Below are 23308 nucleotides of genomic sequence, written 5' to 3' on the forward strand. Positions count from 1 at the left end.
GCCGTGAGATCTGTCATCCCCTCTTTGCGGGTTGCCTCCGGCACGTATCGTGAGTGTTTGTGGACCGTCCGCATCCAGGTTCGGACAGGGAACGGGCCACGAGGCGAACGGAATTGACCAACCGGGCGGCCGGGGGAGGCAACGTGGACGACTATGCGGGTCGGGTGCTCGCCGACCGCTACCGCCTGCCGCTGCCCCCGTCCGACGAGTACGAACTCACCGAGACGCGCGCCTTCGACACCTACAGCGGGCAGGAAGTCCTAGTCCGGCAGGTGCCCTTGCCCGAGGTCGTCGAGGCGGAAGTGCTCGACGCGGGAGGACTGCCCGAAGGGTTCACGGCCCGCGATCCCCGGAGCGCGCGGCGACCCTCGGGACGGGGCGGTGCGCGCCGGCCCACGGAACCCGCCGTGCGGCGGGCCGTCGAGGCCGCGCAGGCCGCCGCCCGGATCCCCGACCATCCGCGTCTCGACCAGGTCTTCGACGTGTTCGCCGAGGGCGGCTCGCTGTGGATCGTCAGCGAGTTGGTCTCCGCGCGGTCACTGGCGGCGCTGCTCTCCGAGAAGCCGCTGACGCCGTACCGGGCGGCCGAGGTCGCCTCCGACGTGCTCATGGCGCTGCGGGTGCTGCACGCGCACGGCTGGGTGCACCGCAACATCACCGCCCGCACGGTGCTCGTCTGCGACGACGGCCGGGTCATGCTGACCGGCCTCGCGGTCGGCGCGGCCGAGGAGGCACTGTGCGGTTACGACCCGGTGCCGATCGAGGCGGGCGAATGGGGCACCGGTGGCGGGGAGCCGGGTGCCGGGGCGGTTGACGCCCGGGGCGGTGGGCCCGGTAGGGCCGACGGGCGCGGTGGACCCGTAGGACCCGCAGGACTTGGTGGATCCGCAGGGCCTGGTGGACACCGGGTTCCGGGGCAGTCGACGGGGCCGGGCGGTGGGCTCGGCGGCGTGGGCAGGGCTGGTGGTGCCGGGGTGTCCGGCGGGGCGGGTGGCGCCCGTACGGCTCTCGGGGGCGGTGCCGCCGACGCGGCCTTCGGGCTGGGCGCCCGAAACGCCGGGCCGGGCCCGGGTGGTGCGCTCACCTTCGGCGCGGGCGATCCCGAGGCGGCCCGGCGGGCCGCGATCGAGGCGCGGGAGGCGCGGGGGCTGCCCGGAGCCGGGGTCGAGGCGGCCAACGGGACCGGGGCGTCCGCCGAGCTCGTCCGCAGGGAACCCGACGGCGGTACGGACGTCCGGGCGGCGCGGGCGGGAGCGATCGCCGCGTATCGCGCGGGCGCGCGGGCCGCGGCCCGGGTCCAGGAGTCGCAGAACAGCAGGGCCGCCCTGCCCGGAGCCCGCCCGGCACCGGAAGCCGACCCCACCTCACGCACACAGGACACCCACCCTGCCGTACAGGCCGACGGGGTGGAGCAACCGCGGTACCCCTCGGGGAACGGCGGGCCGCAGTCACCGTATCCGTCGGATGATCCCGGATCGCAGTCGCCGTACGCCCTGGGCAACGGGGCGGAGCAGCGGCCGTACCCGTCGGCCGACGGGGTGGGGCAGTCGCCGTACCCGTCCGGCAACTCCGGTTCGCAGTCGCCGTATCCGTCGGCCAACGGCGGTTCGCAGTCGCCGTACCCCTTGGGCGGCGGCGCGCAGTCGTCGGGGCCGTCGGTCAACGGCCTTGCGCAGCCCCCGTATCCGGTCGTGGACGGCGTCGAGCAGGTGCCCGGGGTCGTGGCTCCGGGGCGGATAGCCGATCCCTACGGAGTGCGGCCCGCGCCCTGGCACGGGGCTGTGCCGCGTGGTGGGGGCGAGGCATCCGCGGGTGAGGTGCCCGCTCCGGACGCCGTGCCCGCCGTTGAGCAGGCATCCGCGCCCACCCGCTGGGAGGACCTCCCCCCGGCCGATGCCCCCGCCCGCCGCGGCCCCACCACCGCGCTCGCCGCCGAGCGGGCACGACAGGCCCGGATGGCCGTGGTCGGACCCGTCACCGAGCGCTGGGCACCGGAACAGGCCGGCCCGGTGCACGAGAACTGGCAGCTCGCCGCGCCCATCGGCCCCGCGACCGATCTGTGGGCGCTCGGGGCGCTGCTGTTCCGGGCCGTCCAGGGGCACGCGCCCTATCCCGAGGAGTCGACGGCCGAGCTGGTGCAGCTGGTGTGCGCCGAGCCGCCCGCCTTCGCGGAGGAGTGCGGTCCGCTGCGGCCGGTCGTGGAGTCGTTGCTGCGGCAGGACCCGACCGAGCGGCTGGACTTCGAGGAACTGCGTGGCTGGCTGCGGTCGTTGGTGCGGTCCGCCCCCGAGCCGGAGGCCGGCGCCCATGTCGTCGCCGCACCGCCCGTGGACGCGAGCCGGCTGCCGATCGTGCGGCGCCGGGGCGAGTTGGTGCGCAGGCGGCGCGCCGGCCTGCCCGCGACGCACGGACGGCACAAGCGGGCCCGGGACGAGGCCGCTCCCTCCCCGCGCCGCCTCGGCCGCAATCTGCTGCTTCTGATCCTGCTGGTGATGGCCGCGGCGATCGCGTACGCCATGTACTTCATGCCGAAGTCGAACCCCGACGACGGCGCCGCCCGGAAGACGGGTTCCACCAGCCAGGCCGGTCCGGCGCAGTCCCCGGAGGCCGGCAGCGACCCCCGACCCGAGCCGACCACCCCCGAGCCGTCGCAGTCCAGCGGAGCCGCCGAGACCCAGACCGCCGGGCCCGAGGTCGCCGACGGCTTCACCCTGCGCACGGACGCCGAGGGCTTCAAGATCGCGGTGGCCAACGGCTGGGACCGCACCCCGAGGAACGGCCGCGGTCAGGTGGTCTACTCGAAGGGCGGCTTCGAGCTGATCGTCGTGCCCGGGCGGGACACCGCGACGGCCAACGGCGGCGATCCGATGGTCTACCAGCGGGAGAAGGAGCCCGAGCTCCAGCCGTACCGCGACTCCAGCTGGGCCACGGCCACCGGGCTGAAGTCGATCCAGGTGGGCACCAGGAGCATGGCCGAGGGGCAGTTCACCTGGACCGCCGACGACGGACGCGAGCTGTACGTGCGCAACCTCGCGATCCTGATCGGCGGGAAGTACCACGTGGTGCAGGTGCGCGGGCCCGAGGCGGAGCGCGACGAGGTGACCCGGCTGTACGAGCAGGCGTCGGCCACGTATCAGGTGACCGGCTGACGGACGCGGCAGCGGGCGGCTGGACGGACTCCGGCCGGCTCGCGGACGCCGTAGCGGCTCACGGACGCCGTACAGGCGCCGCGGGTTCACTCGTCCTTCGCGGAAGCGACAACCGTCACAGTGAGGTCTCCTTGACGCCCCCCTGGTTCCCCTCGGCGCGGGCCGGTCCTTAGTCTGACTGCGTCAAGAGCATTGCGGGGAAACGTGAATCAGATGCAGGGCCTGCTCCTCGCGGGGCGCTACCGGCTCGCCGACCCGATAGGCAAGGGCGGCATGGGCCGGGTCTGGCGTGCCCACGACGAGGTGCTGCACCGGGCCGTGGCGATCAAGGAGTTGACCGCCGCGCTCTATGTTTCCGAGAGCGACCAGACCGTCCTGCTCGCCCGTACCCGCGCGGAGGCGCGTGCGGCCGCCCGGATCAACCACTCGGCCGTCGTCACCGTGCACGACGTGCTCGACCACGACGGCCGGCCCTGGATCGTGATGGAGCTGGTCGAGGGCCGTTCGCTGGCCGACGCCGTCAAGGAGGACGGCCGGATCGAGGCGCGCGAGGCGGCCCGGATCGGACTGTGGGTGCTGCGGGCCCTGCGCGCCGCGCACTCCGCCGGCGTCCTGCACAGGGATGTGAAACCCGGCAACGTCCTCCTCGGCCAGGACGGCCGTGTCCTGCTCACCGACTTCGGCATCGCCCAGATCGAGGGCGACACCACGATCACCCGCACCGGAGAGGTCGTCGGCTCGGTCGACTACCTCGCCCCCGAGCGGGTCCGCGGTGCCGACCCCGGGCCGTCCGCCGACCTGTGGGCGCTCGGTGCCACGCTGTACACGGCGGTCGAGGGACGGTCGCCGTTCCGCCGTACGACCCCGCTGACCACCATGCAGGCCGTGGTCGACGAGGAACCCGCCGAACCGCGCGAAGCCGGCCCGCTCGGGCCCGTCATCGCCGCCCTGCTGCACAAGGACCCCGCCGCGCGGCCGGACGCCGCCGAGGCCGAGCAGATGCTCGCCGAGGCGGCGGAGGGCCGACGGCCGAACGCGGCACAGGCCTATGTGCCGACGCAACATGTGGGTTCCCGCCACGAGCCCGGAGCGCACAGCGGCTCCCACAGTGGGCTGCGCACACCGGTTCCGGGAACTCCGGTTCCGGGCGCACCGGTCGGCGGCTCGTCCTACCCCTCGGGTCCGGGTCCGTCGTACCCCTCGGCCACCGGCCCGGCGTACTCCTCGGGCTCGGGCCCGACCTACCACTCGGGCACGCCGTACCCGCCGGCCACCGGCCCCACGACCATCGGCCCCCCGCACCACATTGGCAGCGGTCCGACGGCCCCGCCCAGGCGCCGTCGGCTGCGCTCCGTCGCGCTCGTGGTCGCGCTCGCCGCGATCGTCAGCGCCGGGACCGTGGTCGCGCTGCAGAAGTGGGACGAGGGGCGGGACAAGGGCGGCACGTCCGCCTCGTCGGACACCTCGCCCAGCACCACGCCGACGGCGAGCGCGGACGCGGGCCGGCCCGGCTGGACCCGGTACAACGACCCCGTGGGCTTCAGCGTCTCGCTCCCCGAGGGCTGGGAGCGCACGGTTTTCAGCCCTCCCGCCGACGGCCTGACCCAGATCGACTACTCCCCGGACAAGGGCAAGCACTTCCTGCGGGTCGCCGTCGACACCTCGCCGGACTTCGACGACCCCCTCCAGCACCAGATCGACCTGGAGAAGCAGATCGACGGGCTCAAGGACTACCACCGCGTGAGCATGGTCGAGAACACCTACCGGGACCGTCCGGGCGCCCGGTGGGAGTACACCTGGACCGCGCTGGCCAAGGACATCGCCTTCCCCGGGCCGCGCCGGGCCGTGGAGGAGACGTACATGTCCCGGGACGGCGCCGAGTACGCGATCTACATGTCGGCGCCCGCGTCGAGCTGGCCGACCACCAGCAAGCAGTTCACGGCGGTGCTCCAGGGCTGGAGCGAGACGCACGACTGACGGAGTTGGCCGGTCACCGCCCCGGAGTGGGTTCGTCCGCTGCGGCATGATGGGGCTCATGGGGACCGAGGGGGACACCTTCCGTGTGATCGCGGGCCGTTATCGCCTGGAGGCGAGGATCGGTCGCGGTGGCATGGGCGTGGTGTGGCGGGCGACCGACCAACTGCTCGGCCGGCAGGTCGCCGTCAAGGAGATCCCGCTCGACGAGACACTCTCCGCCGAGGACGCCCGGCTCCAGCGCGAGCGCACCCTGCGCGAGGCCGGTGCCGTCGCCCGGCTGAACCACCCGCACATCATGGTGGTCCACGACGTCGTCGAGCAGGACGAACGGCCGTACATCGTCATGGAGTTGATCGACGGCGGTTCCCTCGCCGACCGGATCTCCGCCGACGGCCCGGTCGACGCCGCCGAGGCCGCGCGGATCGGCGCCGACCTGCTGAGCGCGCTGCGCGCCGCGCACGCGGCGGGGGTGCTGCACCGGGACATCAAGCCCGCCAACGTCCTCGTCGAGTCCGGCACCGGCCGGGTCGTCCTCACCGACTTCGGCATCGCCCAGGTCGCGGGCGCCACCACCCTCACCGAGACCGGCTCGTTCGTCGGCTCGCCCGAATACACCGCGCCCGAGCGGATGTCCGGGGTCAGGACCGGTCCCGAGGCCGATCTGTGGTCCCTGGGCGCGCTGTTGTGCACCGCCCTCAGCGGCGAATCGCCTTTCCGCCGCGACTCGTTGGGCGGCATCCTGCACGCCGTCGTCATCGACGAGATCCGGCCGCCCGCGCAGGCCGCGCCGCTCCTCCCGGTCGTACGGGGGCTGCTGGAGCGGGACCCGGAGCGCCGGCTGGACGCCGTGGAGGCGGAGCGGATGCTGCGGGCCTTCCGGGACACGGGCCGCACCCCGCCGCGCCGGGCGCCCGAGCGCGCGTACACGCCGACCCAGCGGGATGTTCCGCTACGGCGTTCCGCGGCAGGGCGGCTCCTTCCGCCACGGCGGTCCCCGGCGCCGGAGCCCTCGGGGGGCGGCGGGCCCGTGGCACCGGCGCGGTCGAGACGGGGTGTGCTCACGGCGGCCCTGCTGGTCGCGGTGATGGCGGGCGCGGGCGCGTCGGCGGCGGTGCTGCTGTCGGACCGGGGCGAGGGCGGGGGCCGTACGGATGCCGGCAGTTCGGCGCCCGGGACGCCCGCGAGCGGCACCACGGCGACGGCGGGGCCCGCACCCGGTGCGACCCGCCCCTCCGCCTCCAGCGCGACCCGCCCCTCCGCACCCGTGGCTACCCTGCCCTCCGCCCCCTCCGGCTATCGCGTCGCCGAGGACCCCGCCGGGTTCGCGCTCGCCGTGCCCGAGGGGTTCACCCGTCAGCCGCAGGGGGAGCGGGTCTTCTACCTGTCGGCCGGGGAGACCTTCCGCATCGGCGTCAAGGTCACCGACCCCCAACCCGGCGGCCCCCTGGGCGTGATGCGGCGCGCGGCCGCCAAGGGGCCGGAGGCCAACCCCGGTTACCGCGACGGCCGGGTCACCTCGGTCACGCACCGGGGACACCCGGCCGCGCTCTGGGAGTTCACCTGGGACGGCTTCAGCGCGGCCGAGGGCGCCCGGCACACCTACGACCTGTGCTGGGAGGAGGACGGGCGGCTGTACGACGTCTGGGTGTCGGCGCCGGTCGGCAAGGTGCGGGAGGCCAGGGAGTACTTCGACGTGGCGGTCGACACGTTCACGCTGCCCTAGGGATACGTCACGGGTGTGTGACCGGAATGCATCACCTCTGGATACGTGCGTGTCCGGCGCGATATGGATGAACCCATGAGCACCAGCGGGGGAGTCGGCCACGAGTCCGACGAGACGACGAGTTATGTTCTGCAACCTCCCAGACCGCCTCAGCCCGAGCCGGAGGCGGAACCCGGTGTCGGCCGGCTGATCGCGGGCCGGTACCGGCTGCTCGCCAAGCTCGGACACGGTGGCATGGGTACGGTGTGGCGGGCCAAGGACGAGACGGTGGACCGCGAGGTGGCCGTCAAGGAACCCCGTGTGCCGGATCATCTTCCCGAACGTGAACGGGGAAACGCCTTCGAGCGGATGCGGCGGGAGGCGCGGGCCGCGGCCCGGCTCGACCACCCCTCCGTCGTGAACGTGCACGACGTGGCGGTCGTGGACGGGCGGCCGTGGATCGTGATGGAGCTGGTGCGGGGCCGTTCGCTGGGCGACGTGCTGCAGGAGGGCACCCTCGGGGCACGGGAAGCGGCGAGAATCGGCCTGGACGTGCTCGGCGCCCTGGAGGCCGCGCACGCGGCCGGCATTCTGCACAGGGATGTGAAACCGGACAACGTCCTGCTCGGCCGCCACGACCGGGTCGTCCTGACCGACTTCGGCATCGCCCAGATAGAGGGCGAGACCAACCTGACCGACACCGGCGGTTTCGTCGGCTCGCCCGAGTTCATCGCCCCGGAGCGGGTGCTGGGCCAGCGCCCCGGACCGGCCTGCGACCTGTGGTCGCTCGGCGTGGTCCTGTACGCGGCGACGGAGGGCGTCTCGCCGTTCCGCCGCAGCAACACCCCCGCGACCCTCCAGTCCGTCCTCAACGCCACGCCCGCGCCGCCCGCCGCGCACGGCCCGCTCGCCGACGCCATCAACGGCCTCCTCCAGAAGGACCCGGCGCGCCGGCCGAACGCCGCGCAGGTCAGGGCGCTCCTGGAGGCGGCCGCGAACCCGCCCGCCCCCGAGCCCACACAGATCGTGCGGACCGTGGAGGTCCCGGCGCGCGGCGGTCTCCGGCTGGGTCGCGCGGCGTGGCTCGGCCTGGGCGCGGCGGTCGTCGCGGCCGCGGTGGCGGCGTACCTGGTGGTCGCGGACCCGTTCGCGGGGCCCCTGCCGGACGGCTGGACGAAGAAGCACACCAAGGACGTCGCCGCGACGCTGGCGGTGCCGGTGGACTACCAGCCCACCACGCCCGACCGTAAGACGGACAAGACCCACTGGATCACGTACACCGACTACAGCGGCAGCATATGGATCGGCCTGAGCCTGGACCGGAAGGCCGAGGACACCGCGAACAACATCGCGGGCTCCGCGGCGGCCGAGATGTACGACGACGACAGCACGTTCAAGGAGAACGGCGCATACGACCTCGGCATGGCCCCGGCCCTGAAGACCCGGCCCGAGGACCAGACGTACCAGGGCCGCAAGGCCGCGAAGAACACGGTCACCTACAAGACCACCGACAGCCAGAACCCGCGCCCGCGCGAACTCCAGATCTTCTACTACCGCGCCTCCACCGGCGACATGTACAAGCTCACCGTCAGCTACCCGGGCAAGGGGGACTTCACCGGGCGGGGCCGGGAGGTGGCCCGGACGGCGATCGCGAACCTGGGAGTGGACAAGCTCTGAGGACGGTACGGCCGTGCGAAGGGCTCAGGAGGCGGTGGGATGGGCGAGGCAGGCGACGTGGCGCGTTCCGTGGTCGCGCAGTTCAGGCGCGACGGGTTCGTCGCGCCGGAGAGTGCGGAGCGTACGGAGTTCGAGGTCTGGGACCGGACGACCCCGGGGCGAGTGCTGCTCGTCGCCCTTCAGACACTCCTCATGCTGCGCGCGGAGGACGGCCGGAGCGACCTCGGCCGTCCGGTGCGCGGACTGGACGAGGAGGAAGCGGGGCTGATGCTCAGGACCCTGCTGGGGGACGCGACGGCGGTTCCGGAGACCTCACGGCGCGATCTGATCACCCTCGACCGGCTGCTGGGGCTGCTGGCCTCCGTGATCGCCGAGGAGTCGATGTCCGAGGAAGAGGTGGACGCCCTGCTGGAGGCCGCGGAGGAGAGCTGCCGTGCCGTCGGACCGTGGGACGAGAGCGACGACCGTCGCCCCCTGGGCGGCGAACTGGTCGATCTCGGGGGCCTGTTGGTGCCCACGGAGCCCGGTCTGAAGATCGAGCTCATGTCGTCCCGCGAGGACGGCTCCATCGTCGGCGTCACCGTCATCCGCGGCCGTACGGCGATCCAGCTCCAGGCGTTCCGCGCGCTCGGGGACACCTCCTGGGCGACCGTCCGTGAGGATCTGGCCCGTACGATCCGCGGCCGGGGCGGCTCCGCGGAGGATCGCTTCGGCCCCGCGGGGACCGAACTCCAGGCCGTCGTACGGGTCCAGGGCCCTCCCGGCAAGGACCGTCAGACCGCGCGTGTGCTCGGCCACGACGGTCCGGGGTGGATCCTGCGCGGCTTCGTGAGCGGAGTCGGCGCGGAACCCGACAGCACCGAGGAGTGGCCCTACGCCACGTTCCAGGGCACGGTGGTCCGCCCGCCCTCCGCTCCCTCGGCCGACGACCCGCTGATCCGGCTGCGGTGGCCGGAGTCGGGTGTCTGAGCCCGCCGCTTAGACAAGGGCATGACGCGCACGGTACTCATGTGCCATGAGCGAAGACGGCGAACACCCGCCCGACGGACGTCTGATCGGTGGGCGCTACCGGCTCACCGGGCGGATCGGCTCCGGGCCGAGCGGCACCGTGTGGCGGGCCTTCGACGAGCACGACGAGCGGTATGTCGCCGTCAAGGAGCCCTACTTGAACGGGGACGCGGAGGGCGAGGAACGGCGGCGGGCCGCGCACCGGCTGCCCCACGAGGCCCGCGCCGCCGCACGCGTCGACCATCCGGCCGCCGTTGCCATTCACGACGTACTGCTCGAAAACGAACTCCCCTTGATCGTCATGGAGTTGGTGGAGGGCGAGTCGCTGCACACGGCCCTCGCCGCCCATGGGCCACTGCCGGCCCCCGAAGCCGCCCGGATCGCCCTCGCCGTCCTCGGCGCACTGCACGCCGCCCACGGCGTCGGCATCGTCCACCGTGACGTGAAGCCGTCCAACGTCCTTCTCGAAGCGGGCAGCGGGCGTGTCGTCCTGACCGACTTCGGCATAGGCGCCGCCGGCCAGAGCACTGCCACGGAGGCCTCCGCCGATTTCGTCGCCCCGGAGTCCCTCTCGGGGCGGGGCGCGGGTCCCGCCTCCGACCTGTGGTCGCTGGGCGCGCTGCTGCGCGCGGCGATCGCGGGCGGCGCGACCGGTCCCCTGGATCCCCTGCTGACGCGGCTCCTCGCCCCCGAGCCGGAGGCACGGCCGACGGCTCGGGAGGCCGCCGAGGTGCTGGCCGAGGTCGCCGGGACCGGACTGCCGGAGTGGGCCACGGAGACGGCCGCTGCGCCCGCGGCCGAGGAAGCCCCGACGCCGGCCCCCGTGCTGACCCCGGCCGACGCCCCGGACCAGGCCGGCGCGATCCACGAACCCCGGCGCCTCACCGCCCTGTCCGCCCTGGGCCTGCTGCTGCAGAAAAAACCCGAACGCGGTTGATCGTCCCCCGCCCAACCCCCTGATCAGCGCATTCACCGCCAGTCATCACTGGCATGGTGTGTGCAGGTCGTGAGGGCCCGTTACCGACGGGTACCCAAAGTCCCCGCTCCCGAATACCCTGCGGCTCATGACGGACGCGCAGGCCCCGGCCAAGACCGGCACGAACCCCCTCGCCCCCGCCCCGGAGGGCGCCCGTACCGCGGCCGACGTGGTCACCCCGGAGCTGGTCGCCCAGCTCACCAAGGGGGTGACCGGGTCCGGCCGTACCGCCAACCACACGCCGTTCACCGGCGAGAAGCTGGCCGACCTGCCCGAGTCCACGCCCGAGGACGTGCAGAAGGCATTCGAGGCGGCCCGCACGGCGCAGGCGGTGTGGGAGCAGACCCCCGTGCGGCGGCGCGCGGCCGTCCTGCTCCGCTTCCACGACCTGATCCTCGAACGCCAGGCAGAGGTCCTCGACCTCATCCAGCTGGAGACCGGCAAGGCCCGGCTGCACGCCCACGAGGAGGTGCAGGCGGTCGCCGTGGCGGCGCGGCACTACGGCCGCAAGGCGCCCGCCTACCTGAAGCCCAAGGGGCACACCGGGGCCGTGCCGACCCTCACCAAGGTCACCGAACTGCGTCACCCGCGCGGGGTCGTCGGTCAGATAGCCCCCTGGAACTACCCGCTGGAGCTGTCCGTCGGCGACGCGCTTCCCGCCTTCGTCGCGGGCAACGCCGTCGTGATGAAGCCGGACACGGAGACCTGCCTGACCGCACTGTGGGCGCGTGACCTGCTGATCGAGGCCGGGCTGCCCGCCGAGGTGTTCCAGGTCGTCCTCGGTGAGGGTCCCGTCGTCGGTCCCGAGGTCGTCCGGCACGCCGACTACGTCTCCTTCACCGGCTCCACCCGCACCGGCCGCGAGGTCGCCCAGGGCGCCGCCGCCCGTCTGGTCGGCGTCTCCCTCGAACTCGGCGGCAAGAACGCCATGCTGGTCCTCGAGGACGCCGACCTCGAGAAGGCCGCCGCCGGAGCCGTCCGCGCCTGCTTCTCCTCGGCCGGCCAACTCTGCATCTCCATCGAGCGGTTGTACGTCCACGAGTCGATCGCGGACGCGTTCGTCGAGCGTTTCGCCGCCCGTACGAAGGCCATGCGGCTCGGCACGTCCCTCGCCTACGGCGCGGACATGGGTTCCCTCGTCGGGGAGCGGCAGTTGGAGACCGTCACCCGGCACGTCGAGGAGGCCTTGTCCAAGGGCGCCAAGGTCATCGCCGGTGGTGTCGCCCGCCCGGACGTCGGCCCCTACTTCTTCGAGCCGACCATTCTCGACGGAGTCACCGAGCCCATGGCGGTGTGCGCCGAGGAGACCTTCGGCCCGGTCGTGTCCATCTACCGGTTCAAGACCGAGGACGAGGCGGTCGAGCTCGCCAACTCCACCCCGTACGGCCTGAATTCGTCGGTGTGGACGAAGGACGGCAAGCGGGGCCGCGAGATCGCCTCCCGGGTGCGGGCCGGCACGGTCAACGTCAACGAGGGATACGCCTCCGCCTACGGCAGCGTCCAGTCCCCGATGGGCGGCATGAAGGACTCCGGCCTCGGCCGCCGCCACGGCTCCGAGGGCATCCTCAAGTACACCGAGGCCCAGACCGTCGCCCAGCAGCGCCTGCTGCCGATGGCGCCCTCGCTGGGCATGGACGACGAGAAGTACGCGCAGTTCATGAGCCGGAGCCTGCGGTTGATGAAGGCGCTCCGCTTCAAGTAGAGACACCCGTTCCAGACGACGTTCTCGACGAGGAGAGCACGTGGCACAGGACACCTACGACTACGACGTCGTCGTCGTCGGCTCCGGATTCGGCGGCAGCGTCACCGCTCTTCGCCTCACCGAGAAGGGCTACCGCGTAGGTGTCCTGGAAGCCGGCCGCCGTTTCACCCGCGAGACGCTCCCCAAGAACTCCTGGGACCTGAGGAACTACCTCTGGGCGCCCAAGCTCGGCATGTTCGGCATCCAGCGCATCCACCTGCTCGGCAACGTCATGGTCCTCGCGGGGGCGGGCGTCGGCGGCGGCTCCCTCAACTACGCCAACACCCTCTACGTCCCCCCGAAGCCCTTCTTCGAGGACCCCCAGTGGCGTGACATCACGGACTGGCAGGAGGAGCTGAAGCCGTACTACGACCAGGCCAGGCGCATGCTCGGCGTACGGCTCAACCCGACGATGACCCCCTCCGACGTCCATCTGAAGGCGGCCGCCGAACGGATGGGCGTCGGCGACACCTTCCACATGGCCCCGGTCGGCGTCTTCTTCGGCGACGGCGAGGACGCCGAGGGCAGGAGCAAGGCAGGCCCCGGCGAGCAGGTCGAGGACCCCTACTTCGGCGGCGCGGGCCCCACCCGCAAGGCCTGCATCGAGTGCGGCGAGTGCATGACCGGCTGCCGGCACGGGGCCAAGAACACCCTGAACGAGAACTACCTCCACCTCGCCGAGAAGGCGGGCGCGGTCGTGCACCCCATGACCACGGTCGTCTCGGTCACGGACGACTCGCAGGGCGGCTACGCGATCGCGACCCTCCCGACCGACGACCGCCGCAAGTCGTCCAGGGGCCGCACCTTCAAGGCCCGCCAGGTCGTCATCGCCGCCGGCACCTACGGCACCCAGACCCTGCTGCACCGCATGAAGGCGGGCGGCCAACTGCCGTACCTCTCGGACCGGCTGGGCGAGCTCACCCGCACCAACTCCGAGGCCCTGGTCGGCGCGCAGACCGACAACCGCCGCTACCGCAGGGCCACCGGCGAGCAGAAGGTCGACTTCACCCGGGGCGTCGCCATCACCTCGTCCATCCACCCGGACGAGAACACCCACATCGAGCCGGTCCGCTACGGCAAGGGCTCCAACTCGATGGGCGGACTGTCGATCCTCCAGGTGCCGTACGCCGAGGGCTCGTCGAGGGTCATGGCCTGGCTGGCGAACGCCGCGAGGCACCCGCTGCTCGTCCTGCGCTCCCTGTCCAACCGCCGCTGGTCGGAGAAGACCATCATCGGCCTGGTCATGCAGTCGCTGGACAACTCCCTGACGACGTACCTGAAACCGGACGGCGTCGGCAAGGGCCTGCTCACCGCACGCCAGGGCCACGGCGCCCCCAACCCCAAGCAGATCAGGGCCGCTTCGGAGGCCGCGTCCGCGATCGCGGCCGACATCAACGGCTTCCCCGGCTCCAACGTCGGCGAGCTGATGGGGGCCCCGCTCACCGCCCACTTCCTCGGCGGCTGCCCCATCGGCTCCTCCCGCGAGACCGGCGTCATCGACCCGTACCACCGGCTCTACGGCCACCCCGGCATCTCGGTCGTGGACGGCGCCGCGGTCTCCGCCAACCTCGGTGTGAACCCGTCGCTGACGATCACCGCGCAGGCCGAGCGGGCGATGTCGTACTGGCCCAACAAGGGCGAGCGGGACCCGCGTCCGGCGCAGGGCCAGGCCTACGAGCGTCTGAACCCCGTCGAGCCCGCCTCACCGGCGGTCCCGGCGGAGGCCTTCGGCGCGCTGAAGCTGCCGTTCCTGGGCATGCCCACGGTGCCGAAGAAGTCGTAGCACCCGAAAGAAACCAAAGAGAAGGACCTGCACCCCCCTCCGAGCACAGGTCCTTCTCTTTTTCTTGCGTCAAGCTGTCTGTACGGCTGTTACGGCCCTACGACTCAGGCGTGGGCGCCGGTGGCACCCTTGCGGCGCTTGACCGCGAAGACCACACCGGTACCGGCGACGACGGCGAAGCCGCCGACGAGGCCGAGGACCGGAAGGGCCGAGCTCGAACCGGTCTCGGCGAGCTTGCCGTCCACGTCCACGTCGTTGACGTCGGAGATGGCACCCTTGCCGCCGGTCTGCGGCTTGGCGTCGTTCGGCTTGCCCGGGTCGGAGCCGGCCGGCAGGACCTCGAAGTAGTAGATGCCGGCGTTCTCGTCGTCGGAGATCCAGCAGCCCTTGTCGTCCTGGTACTCGGCGAGACCGATGGCGATGCCGATCGCGCTCGGGACCTCACGGTCGACCTTCACCCGCAGCTGGTAGCTGAGGGAGTCGCCGCCGTCGAGGGAGAAGGCGTTGAACGAACCGCCCTCGCCGAACTGCGTGGCCACGTCGACCCAGCTGCCGCCCTGCTTCACCTGCACGGTGACCAGGTCGCTGTAGTCCTCCTCGAAGTTCCAGTCGACCGCCCCGACACCGACGAAGGGCTGGATGTCCTTGATCGTCTCGTCGCCGGAGTTGCTGACGTTGAACTTGAAGTTCGTCCAGCCGCTGCCCGCCACGATGCTGTCGGGCAGACCGGTCAGCGAGCTGTGCAGCTTGTCGCTGTCGTTGAAGACCGGGGCGCCGTCCTCGTCGACCTCGCACTCGTCGACAGGCTCGCCGCTCTCGCTCGCCGAGGGGCTGCTGCTCGTGGTGGCCGAGCTGGACGCGCTCGCCGAAGGGCTGCTGCTGGTGGTGGCCGAGCTCGACGCGCCCGTGGACGGGCTGCTGCTCGCGGGCGTGCTCGCCGGGTCGTCCGGGGTCGTCGCCGGGTCGGCCGGGGTGCTCGCGGGGTCCGTCGCGGTGGTGTCGGCGGCGGGGGTGCTGTCCGTCGCGGTCGGCGTGGGGGACTCGTCCGCGAACGCGCTCGGCGCGGCGAACAGGGCCAGCGGCGCTATCGCGGCGGTCGCGGCCGCGGCGGCCAGTGCACGACGAAGCTTCATGAAGACCTCGGAAGTCAGGTGTACTGCGCTGTCCGCAGCACGCGTCAGGGGAGGCCTCCGCGTGTGGGGCGCGGGTGGGGCCCGTGGTTCGTGAGGTTTGATCCACGACGGGTGTGAATGGTTGTGCGGGCATTCACAGAAAACTTATGTGGGCTGAGTCACATACAGGTTCTTCTTGTGAACACGCTTTCCAAGGCCCTAGAACTGACTCACGTGTCAGAAGACCCCAAGATTCCCGACGACGTCTGGGAACAGTTCGCCCGTGACACCGAACGGGACATCCGAGGCTCCGCCCCCAAGGAACCCTCCGCACGGGCCCGGGAGGTGACGGAGCGGCTGCGGCGACAGGAAGAGCGCGGCGAACTGCCCGAGGGCTGGCGCACCGGGCCGGCCTGGCAACAGAAGAAGAGCAGGCGCGGCCTGTGGGGCGTCCTCGGTGTCGCCGTCGCGGTCGTCGTGGCCGTCGTCGCGGTGAAGCCCTCACTGGTGCCGGGCGACCTCTTCGGCGGGAGAACCTCCTCCGAGGCCGCGTCCTCCCCGCTGCCCGAGGAGACCGCGGCGCCGACCGCCGCACCCTCCGCCGAGTCCTCCGCGATCCCCACCCTGGACGACCCGTTCGCAGGGTCGCCCGCCAAGCGCTGGGCCGACGGCGCCGCCGGGATCTCCGTACCGAAGGCCGAGGCCGTCGGCGGCCGGTCGCAGGCGCAGGTCGCAAAGACGCTGGAGCTGACCAAGAAGCTGCTGGTGGAGTCGAACCTCGACCCGGCGACGCTCCGCGGCGAACGGCCCAAGGCGGCCCTCGACGTGCTGGACCCGCTGCAGAAGGACGTTCGCGGCCTCCTGGAGACCGCCCTGCGCAAGCCGGACGAGAAGCACGACCCGCTGTGGATGTTCAGCCGCTTCGACCCCAAGGAGGCCCGGCTGGTCGGCGACGTCGTGAAGACCCGCGGCAGGATGACCTTCAAGGCGGGCGACCACGCCTCGGTGGCAGTGCACGCCGACTACACCTTCGTCTACCCCGTCGTGCAGACCAACGGCTCCACCGAGGTGACCCGCACCATCATCCGCAGGATCCTCGACGTCGAGATCTCCGACCCGGCCAAGTACCAGGTCACCCCGGGCAAGCTCTCCGTCGTGAACTGGGATCAGGACATCAACAACTCGGCCTGCGAGGTGTACGACGGCTATCTGCACCCGTCGTTCCGCTCGGCCGAACCCACGGGGCCGGACCCCACGGGGCCGACCACGGACCCGTACGACCGCAGCAAGCCCCTCGACCCGAAGCGTGCGGAAGGCTGCGGGACGGTCTCCCGCGTCTGACGCGCCCCAACTCCCGGGCCGAGCAGGCGAAGGGCCCCGCGGGACGGAGCCGCGGGGCCCTTCTTTCGTCAGCACCGACGTCAGGGCAGCGCCGGTGCCTGGGAGCGGCGCCGGGGGGTTGCGCCGCTTGCTCTGTGTGCCGTTGTGTGTGCCCGCAGATGGTCTGGACCTCTGGCAGTACACGGACGCAATACGAATGCGGTTGTCTGCGGAGGGACTTGGGGGCTTTCTAGGCATCGTGCTGGATGGACGCGGCCTCCGCAACCGTTTGACCCAGCCTTGTGCCGGTACTTGTCCCGCCGGTCGGCCCCGGGCGTCCCCGGAGCCGACCGTTCTCTTGGGTGACCGGGCTGCTGTCCCCTGCCGTCCGGTCACTTCCTGGAGCGAGGTCCCACGACGCACGGCACGTGCCGTACGCCTCATCGCTCCAGCGAGCCACGCGTGGTTCTGTCGGGCCCGCCCCTGGCTGGCACGGACACCACCACCAACGAGCCGGTGCGCGCCGCGGTCACGCGCCGTACGGGTGAGGCGGGGCCCGAACTCAGATACGACCCCTGCACAGTTCGAGCAGCGTCATGGCGAGCGGGGTGCCCGGCTTGCCGAGCGCCTCGCGGTAGCGGCCGAGGATCTCCATCTCGCGGGCAAGGTGGACCCGCCGTCCGCCGGAGGCGATACGGGTCTGCTGGACGACGGAGGAGACGGCCATCCGTTCCTGGATCAGACCGATGATCCGGTCGTCGAGCGCGTCGATGCGCTCACGGGCGTCCGCGATGGTTGCTTCCGGTGTGGTGGTCACGCAGGGCTCCTGGTGGGGTGGGTGCCCCCGGGCGACAGGATCCGGAAAACAGCAGGCGCCCCGGACCTTGTCGGCCCGGGGCGCCTGGGAAGTCGCTTGTCAGTTGCTCAAGCAGCACGACCATGGCAGCCGGCGGGCCGGGTGCCATAGGTAAACAGGTAGGTCGTCTGCGTGAGCATGGGAGCAGTATGCAGGGCCCCACGGGAGTGTCCAAGCCGGTTCGCATCCTGAGACCGGGCTCACCCCCGAACCGGCCCCGCCGGTCCCGGTAGACTCGGCCCCACACACACCTCGCTCACCGCCGGAAGGCAACCCGTGTCATCAGCGACCCCAGCCGCCCCCGACACCGTCCTGGTCGTCGACTTCGGCGCGCAGTACGCCCAGCTCATCGCCCGCCGTGTCCGCGAGGCCCGGGTCTACAGCGAGATCGTGCCGAGCACCATGCCGGTCGCGGAGATGCTCGCCAAGAACCCGGCGGCGATCATCCTCTCCGGCGGCCCCTCCTCGGTGTACGCCGAGGGCGCCCCGCGCCTGGACGGCGAGCTCTTCGAGGCCGGCGTCCCCGTCTTCGGCATGTGCTACGGCTTCCAGCTGATGGCCACCACCCTCGGTGGCACCGTCGACAACACCGGCGCGCGCGAGTACGGCCGTACGCCGTTGCACGTATCGAAGTCGGGCTCGACCCTCTTCGAGGGCACCCCCGACGAGCAGTCGGTGTGGATGTCCCACGGCGACGCCTGCTCCGCCGCCCCCGAGGGCTTCACCGTGACCGCGTCCACCGACGTCGTCCCGGTCGCCGCCTTCGAGAACGACGAGAAGAAGCTCTACGGCGTCCAGTACCACCCCGAGGTCATGCACTCCACGCACGGCCAGCAGGTCCTGGAGCACTTCCTGTACCGGGGTGCCGGTCTGAAGCCCGACTGGACCACCGGCAACGTCATCGAGGAGCAGGTCGCCGAGATCCGCTCGCGCGTCGGCGACAAGCGCGCGATCTGCGGTCTGTCCGGCGGCGTGGACTCCGCGGTGGCCGCGGCCCTGGTCGCCCGTGCCATCGGCGACCAGCTGACCTGCGTGTACGTCGACCACGGCCTGATGCGCAAGGGCGAGACCGCGCAGGTCGAGAAGGACTTCGTGGCCGCGACCGGCGTCAAGCTGGTCGTCGTCGACGCGGAGGAGCGCTTCCTCACCGCGCTGAAGGGTGTCTCCGACCCCGAGGAGAAGCGGAAGATCATCGGCCGCGAGTTCATCCGGGTCTTCGAGCAGGCCCAGGCCGAGATCATCGCGGACGAGGGCCCCGCGGTGGAGTTCCTCGTCCAGGGCACCCTCTACCCCGACGTGGTCGAGTCCGGCGGCGGCACCGGCACCGCCAACATCAAGTCCCACCACAACGTCGGCGGCCTCCCCGAGGACCTCGAGTTCCAGCTGATCGAGCCGCTGCGCAAGCTGTTCAAGGACGAGGTGCGGATGGTCGGCCAGGAGCTCGGGCTCCCGGACGAGATCGTCCAACGCCAGCCGTTCCCGGGTCCCGGCCTCGGCATCCGGATCGTCGGCGAGGTCACCAAGGAGCGCTTGGACCTCCTGCGCGACGCCGACGCCATCGCCCGCGAGGAGCTGACCGCGGCCGGCCTCGACCGCGACATCTGGCAGTGCCCGGTCGTCCTGCTCGCGGACGTCCGCTCGGTCGGCGTCCAGGGCGACGGCCGCACCTACGGCCACCCGATCGTCCTGCGCCCGGTCTCCTCCGAGGACGCCATGACCGCCGACTGGTCGCGGCTGCCGTACGACGTCCTCGCCCGCATCTCGACGCGGATCACGAACGAGGTGGCCGACGTCAACCGAGTGGTGCTCGACGTGACGTCGAAGCCGCCGGGGACCATCGAGTGGGAGTGAGCCCTTCCTCGTGAAGCGGCTCAGGTGCGCTTGATCGTGCGCACCGGCTCTCCGGGCTTCCAGACCTGGACGACGAGGTACTTGTCGTCCTCGACAGAGGTCCGCACGACCTCCGTCAGCTCCGTGCGGAAGAGGTGGAACGGCTCCGGCGGTTCCACCTCTTCGGTGTACCGGGTCTTGGTCTCCGGGTCGGTGACCTCGTGTGCCCGGCCGCTGATCCGTACGTCCCCGCCGCCCATGGTCTGGCCCTCGCCCGGGTTGGCCTGGAGGCAGAAACGCGGGTCGCGCTCGAGGTCGCGTGCCTTGAGCGAGTCCGGCATCATGCCGAGCCAGAGCTCACCGTTCAGGAAGCGGACCTCCAGGCCGGTGGTGCGCGGCGAGCCGTCCTTGCGGAGGGTCGCGAGGGTGTGATGGGTGAAGGCGCCGAAGCGCTCCTCGACGGTCCTGGCGAGGTCGGGTTCCGCGGAGGAGAAGTCTGCCCAGTTCATACCGCGCAGTCTTCCGTCGATACCCGACATCTTCTGTCAGGTATCCATCGTGTGCGCCATCTTTACAAACCACCCCTGTTCTCTTGCGCGGACCGACGGTAACTTCCGCCCCGTAAGGCAACCCAGTGCTGGAGGAGCACATGCACGAGACGCCCCTCGGGCCCACTCCGCCGATGCCGCTGCCCACCGAGAAGCTGCAGTTCGCGATGCCGCCGATGCACGACTCCGTCGAGGAGGAACGCCGGCACCGCAAGGAGCGGCTCGCCGGTGCGCTGCGCGTCTTCGGCCGGCTCGGCTTCGAGGACGGGGTCTCCGGGCACATCACCGCACGCGACCCCGAATTCACCGACTGCTTCTGGGTCAACCCCTTCGGCATGCCGTTCAAGCACGTCACCGTGAGCGACCTCGTGCTCGCCAACTCCGACGGGCAGGTCCTCGACGGCCGCTACCACGTCAACCAGGCGGCCTTCACCGTGCACTCCCAGGTGCACGCCGCCCGCCCCGACGTCGTCGCCGTCGCCCACTGCCACTCCGTGCACGGGCGGGCCCTGTCCACGCTCGGCGAGCTCCTCGACCCGCTCACCCAGGAGAGCTGCGCCTTCTACGAGGACCACGCCCTGTACGAGGCCTACACCGGGGTCGCCGTCGACGCCGACGAGGGCCGCCGGATCGCCGCCGCGCTCGGGTCCCGGAAGGCGCTGGTGCTGCGCAACCACGGGCTGCTGACCGTCGGGGACTCGGTGGACGCGGCGGCCTGGTGGTTCCTGTCGCTGGAGCGCTCCAGCCAGGTGCAGCTGCTGGCCAGGGCGGCGGGACGCCCCGTGCTCATCGAGCACCGGGCCGCGGTGGCGACCCGGGAACAGCTGGGCGGGGACCTGGTGGCGTGGATCAACTACCAGCCGACCTGGCAGGACATCAGCCGCAGCGAACCGGACCTGCTGAGCTAGAAACCCCGCAGCACCGCGGCCTTCGTCATCGCGAACTCCTCGTCCGTGAGCACCCCCTCGCGATGCAGCTCGCCCAACTCCCGCAGTCTGCGCAGCAGTACGTCGTGATGGTCGGCCGGCGGGGGAACGGCGCCCGCGGTGAGCCGGGGGCGGCGGGCGCGTTCCTCGTCGTACGCGAGGTCGCCGCGGGTGGACGGGTGCGGCAGCCGGGCCGTGACCGCCGTCGCAACCAGGGCCGTGAGCAGGTCGCGGCGCGTGCTGCCCCACAGGTCGAGGGCGTACGGGTCCTTTTCCGGCGGCAGCTTCGAGAAGGACGTCTCGCGCGTCACGAACCGCATGAACCCGTCCTCGTAACCGGAGTTGGGCAGCCACTCGACCTGGACGAGGTCACCGATGTTGATGATCCGCGGGCCCGTCGCGCGCTTGACGCGGTCGGAGGTGTCGGCCCAGTCGATACGGAGCTGGGTGCCGTCGAAGGAGACCGTGCCGTCGGAGGAACGCACCGAGACCGGGACCGGTGGGCCGGGCAGCAGATACGTCTTCGTCGGATCCTTCGGGATCTGGTCGAGGAGGAGGGCACGACGGATCTCCTCCGCCACGTACTCGGCGACCCCGGCGCGATCGACGTCCACGACCAGCCGGTACGGATCGGCCGGGTCCGGCAGGCGTCCGCCCGTCGCGTGCAGCAGCGGGTCCGCGCCCTCGCGCAGCCGCATCCGCAGCCGGCCGCGCTTGCGTTCCGGCTCGAACGCCACGCCCGAAATGGCCTCCAGGGGCACGGCGACCTCGCCGTACGTCTGCCGGAACAGGGGCACGGAGCGGTGGAGTCCCGGCGTGATCCGGACCGTTGTGCCGTCGAAGGCCCAGGTCCCGTCACGCTGGATGATCTCGGCCATACGGAAATTCTCGCAGCCGGGTCAACACGGCGGGTCCCCCTTCACCCGCGCTGACCAGACCTGGCGGACGGGGGTGGTGTGCGGTAGGGCACAATTCGCTGTCATCGCGGGGGAGTTGTTCCGGGGGTCCGTCGGGCTTCTTGGGGCTTCGCGGGGCTTGGGGCTTCGCCAGGCTCGGGGCTTTGCGGGGCTTGGGGCTTTGCGGGCTTGGGGCGCCAGGGGTTGTGGGTTCCGCGGTCGGCCGTGTGGGTCTGTCCGTGGTGCAGTCGGTCGGCCGTGCGGTCATGTGGGGTCGGAGAGGCACAAGAGTCGTGGGAAGGCGGGCGTCGGGCGTGGCGGTGCAGGAAGCGAGACAGGGCGCGGCCGGGGGTCTGCCCGGCGGTGCGCACGAAGGCGGCTGCACCTGTGGGGACTGCCCGCACGGAGCGCGGGCCGGGCACCGGCGGGCGGTGGCCGAATTCCTACTGAAACGGGACGAGTTCGCCGCGGGGCAGGGCCTGCCCGCGGCCGTGGCGCACTCCGCGTCGGCCTCCCGGCAGTGGGTCTCGGAGGAACTGACCCAGTCCGCCGAGGTCATGGCCGAGCGGGCGCGGGCGGAGGGCGCCGCCTGGCTCGCGCGGCTGTGGCGCCGTACCGCGTACACGGTGTGGGCCGCTGTCGTGGTGCTGCTGCTCGTCCAGGCGCTGACCGCCATCGGGGCCGGGTGGACCGCGGCACGCACCGCCGGGCTGCTGGCGGCACTCCTGGTCGCGGGGGCACTGACCGCTGCGTCCTGGTTCCACCGGGCCCGCGGTGGGGTGCTCGCTCCGGTCATCGGCGAGGACAACCGGCTGTCCACCTCGCGGGCCGTCGCGGTGGCCTGGGTGCTGTTCGTCGCCTACGCGGTGCTGGTCCTGGTGGGGCGGCTGGCCGCGGCCTCCGACCGTCGTGAGCGGGACGCGCTGATCGCCGGGCTCGACCTGGCCCGGGGCGCGGGGGTCGTGACCGTGCTGGCCGTGGTGTGCGGGATCGCTGTGCTGGTGCGGCGGGTGGTCGGGCTGCGGGTGCTCGGGCAGCGGCTGCAGAAGGTACGGGCGGATCGGCCTCGCGCGGCCGACCTGCTGACGGACGACTCCGGGCGGGGGGCCTTCGCCGACATTCAGTACGTCGTGATCGGCGCCGTGGCCCTGCTGTTCGCGGGTGTGCGGCTGGCCCGGCGGCCGGATCAGCTGCCGGATCTGCCGTGGGGGCTGGCGGTGGTCGTGCTGGTGTCCGCGGCCACGTATGTGGCGGGGAAGTACGCGGAGGGCGGGCGGCCGGTGATCCTCTCCGTGGTGCGGTCGCGTGAGGCGGGGGACCTGGACGGGCCCATCCGCACCGGGGACGACATCGAGATCAGGGGCGCCGGGTTCGTGCCGCCGGGGGCGCAGCGGGCGGATCGGCTGTCCCGGATGGTGGTGCGGATCGGGCCGGTGAACGTGCACGTGCCGTTGGTGCCGGTGGCCGGGGGGTTCAGCAACCCCACGGACGAGGTGCTGACCGTGCCGGTGCCGGCGGATGTGGAGCCGGGGCGGGTGGAGGTGCAGGTGGTGACGGCTGCGGGGGTGGAGACGAATCGGTACGCGATCGATGTGACGGACTGAGGGGGGCCTGCGGCGGCCTGTTTCGGTTCGGTGGGGGCGTGTGTAGCGCGTGCGGTTCGGTGGGTGGGTCGGGGCCGGGGTGGGGGGTGTCCGTCCTCGGTCCGGCGGTTGCTGTGCCTTGAGATGCGCTTGGCGACGGACGCCGGCCGCTGCGGGCGGACACCCCCCACCCCGTCCCCTTCCCGCCGTACGCGGCTTACGCC

16 protein-coding genes are annotated in these 23308 nt (G+C 72.0%); 12 read left to right on the forward strand and 4 right to left on the reverse strand.

Features of this window, described 5'->3' with window-relative positions:
* Positions 1 to 143 precede the first annotated feature (143 nt).
* From IOD14_RS04700 to IOD14_RS04735, 8 genes are all read left to right on the forward strand, one after another.
* The gene (locus IOD14_RS04700; protein WP_212669712.1) at positions 144 to 3149 is read left to right on the forward strand and encodes a protein kinase; all 3006 of its coding nucleotides are present in this window, start codon (positions 144 to 146) and stop codon (positions 3147 to 3149) included.
* 213 nt (positions 3150 to 3362) lie between these two features.
* On the forward strand, positions 3363 to 5126 hold the full coding sequence (locus IOD14_RS04705) for a serine/threonine-protein kinase (protein ID WP_212673201.1): 1764 nt from the start codon (positions 3363 to 3365) through the stop codon (positions 5124 to 5126).
* Between the two features lie 58 nt (positions 5127 to 5184).
* Positions 5185 to 6849: a serine/threonine-protein kinase gene (locus IOD14_RS04710; RefSeq protein ID WP_212669713.1), complete on the forward strand. Its 1665-nt coding sequence runs from the start codon at positions 5185 to 5187 to the stop codon at positions 6847 to 6849.
* Between the two features lie 75 nt (positions 6850 to 6924).
* A complete protein-coding gene (locus tag IOD14_RS04715) occupies positions 6925 to 8505 on the forward strand; it encodes a serine/threonine-protein kinase (protein WP_212669714.1) in 1581 nt (526 codons plus the stop codon).
* Between the two features lie 39 nt (positions 8506 to 8544).
* Complete coding sequence (locus tag IOD14_RS04720; RefSeq protein WP_212669715.1) at positions 8545 to 9474, forward strand: DUF3710 domain-containing protein; 930 nt, start codon at positions 8545 to 8547, stop codon at positions 9472 to 9474.
* 46 nt (positions 9475 to 9520) lie between these two features.
* Positions 9521 to 10450: a serine/threonine-protein kinase gene (locus tag IOD14_RS04725; RefSeq protein ID WP_212669716.1), complete on the forward strand. Its 930-nt coding sequence runs from the start codon at positions 9521 to 9523 to the stop codon at positions 10448 to 10450.
* 127 nt (positions 10451 to 10577) lie between these two features.
* Positions 10578 to 12191 carry a succinic semialdehyde dehydrogenase gene (locus tag IOD14_RS04730; protein ID WP_212669717.1) on the forward strand — a complete coding sequence of 538 codons (1614 nt, stop codon included), beginning with the start codon at positions 10578 to 10580 and terminating at the stop codon, positions 12189 to 12191.
* Between the two features lie 40 nt (positions 12192 to 12231).
* A complete protein-coding gene (locus IOD14_RS04735; RefSeq protein ID WP_123991157.1) occupies positions 12232 to 14013 on the forward strand; it encodes a GMC family oxidoreductase in 1782 nt (593 codons plus the stop codon).
* A 104-nt stretch (positions 14014 to 14117) separates the two neighbouring features.
* On the opposite strand, the gene IOD14_RS04740 is transcribed toward IOD14_RS04735, so the two are convergent.
* On the reverse strand, positions 14118 to 15146 hold the full coding sequence (locus tag IOD14_RS04740) for an LPXTG cell wall anchor domain-containing protein (RefSeq protein ID WP_212669718.1): 1029 nt from the start codon (positions 15144 to 15146) through the stop codon (positions 14118 to 14120).
* Positions 15147 to 15323: 177 nt separating this feature from the next.
* Here IOD14_RS04740 and IOD14_RS04745 point away from each other — a divergent pair, with 177 nt between their 5' ends.
* On the forward strand, positions 15324 to 16466 hold the full coding sequence (locus tag IOD14_RS04745; protein ID WP_212669719.1) for a hypothetical protein: 1143 nt from the start codon (positions 15324 to 15326) through the stop codon (positions 16464 to 16466).
* 541 nt (positions 16467 to 17007) lie between these two features.
* Here IOD14_RS04745 and IOD14_RS04750 read toward each other — a convergent pair.
* Positions 17008 to 17262 (reverse strand): chorismate mutase, encoded by a 255-nt coding sequence (locus tag IOD14_RS04750; RefSeq protein ID WP_123991160.1) that lies wholly within the window; start codon positions 17260 to 17262, stop codon positions 17008 to 17010.
* Positions 17263 to 17577: 315 nt separating this feature from the next.
* Between IOD14_RS04750 and guaA the strand changes: the two genes are divergently transcribed.
* Entirely contained in the window at positions 17578 to 19152 is a 1575-nt protein-coding gene (gene guaA, locus IOD14_RS04755) for a glutamine-hydrolyzing GMP synthase (RefSeq protein ID WP_212669720.1), read from the forward strand.
* A 20-nt stretch (positions 19153 to 19172) separates the two neighbouring features.
* Here guaA and IOD14_RS04760 read toward each other — a convergent pair whose 3' ends face one another.
* Positions 19173 to 19640, reverse strand: a complete 468-nt coding sequence (locus IOD14_RS04760) for a pyridoxamine 5'-phosphate oxidase family protein (protein ID WP_123991162.1) — start codon at positions 19638 to 19640, stop codon at positions 19173 to 19175.
* A gap of 140 nt (positions 19641 to 19780) precedes the next feature.
* Between IOD14_RS04760 and IOD14_RS04765 the strand changes: the two genes are divergently transcribed.
* Positions 19781 to 20587 (forward strand): class II aldolase/adducin family protein, encoded by an 807-nt coding sequence (locus IOD14_RS04765; RefSeq protein WP_123991163.1) that lies wholly within the window; start codon positions 19781 to 19783, stop codon positions 20585 to 20587.
* On the opposite strand, the gene IOD14_RS04770 is transcribed toward IOD14_RS04765, so the two are convergent.
* Complete coding sequence (locus IOD14_RS04770) at positions 20584 to 21483, reverse strand: DUF4429 domain-containing protein (protein ID WP_123991164.1); 900 nt, start codon at positions 21481 to 21483, stop codon at positions 20584 to 20586. The genes IOD14_RS04765 and IOD14_RS04770 overlap by 4 nt on opposite strands.
* A gap of 332 nt (positions 21484 to 21815) precedes the next feature.
* Here IOD14_RS04770 and IOD14_RS04775 point away from each other — a divergent pair, with 332 nt between their 5' ends.
* The gene (locus IOD14_RS04775; protein WP_123991165.1) at positions 21816 to 23105 is read left to right on the forward strand and encodes a hypothetical protein; all 1290 of its coding nucleotides are present in this window, start codon (positions 21816 to 21818) and stop codon (positions 23103 to 23105) included.
* Positions 23106 to 23308: the final 203 nt, after the last annotated feature.

Origin of the sequence: Streptomyces sp. A2-16, assembly GCF_018128905.1 — a bacterium.
GTDB lineage: Bacteria > Actinomycetota > Actinomycetes > Streptomycetales > Streptomycetaceae > Streptomyces.

Excerpts from the sequence above, each read along its gene's own strand:
- IOD14_RS04705 (WP_212673201.1), top strand. The coding sequence starts at position 3,363 with ATGCAGGGCCTGCTCCTCGCGGGGCGCTACCGGCTCGCCGACCCGATA.
- IOD14_RS04770 (WP_123991164.1), bottom strand. The coding sequence starts at position 21,483 with ATGGCCGAGATCATCCAGCGTGACGGGACCTGGGCCTTCGACGGCACA.
- IOD14_RS04720 (WP_212669715.1), top strand. The coding sequence starts at position 8,545 with ATGGGCGAGGCAGGCGACGTGGCGCGTTCCGTGGTCGCGCAGTTCAGG.
- IOD14_RS04725 (WP_212669716.1), top strand. The coding sequence starts at position 9,521 with ATGAGCGAAGACGGCGAACACCCGCCCGACGGACGTCTGATCGGTGGG.
- IOD14_RS04730 (WP_212669717.1), top strand. The coding sequence starts at position 10,578 with ATGACGGACGCGCAGGCCCCGGCCAAGACCGGCACGAACCCCCTCGCC.
- IOD14_RS04740 (WP_212669718.1), bottom strand. The coding sequence starts at position 15,146 with ATGAAGCTTCGTCGTGCACTGGCCGCCGCGGCCGCGACCGCCGCGATA.
- IOD14_RS04760 (WP_123991162.1), bottom strand. The coding sequence starts at position 19,640 with ATGAACTGGGCAGACTTCTCCTCCGCGGAACCCGACCTCGCCAGGACC.
- IOD14_RS04715 (WP_212669714.1), top strand. The coding sequence starts at position 6,925 with ATGAGCACCAGCGGGGGAGTCGGCCACGAGTCCGACGAGACGACGAGT.
- IOD14_RS04765 (WP_123991163.1), top strand. The coding sequence starts at position 19,781 with ATGCACGAGACGCCCCTCGGGCCCACTCCGCCGATGCCGCTGCCCACC.
- IOD14_RS04710 (WP_212669713.1), top strand. The coding sequence starts at position 5,185 with ATGGGGACCGAGGGGGACACCTTCCGTGTGATCGCGGGCCGTTATCGC.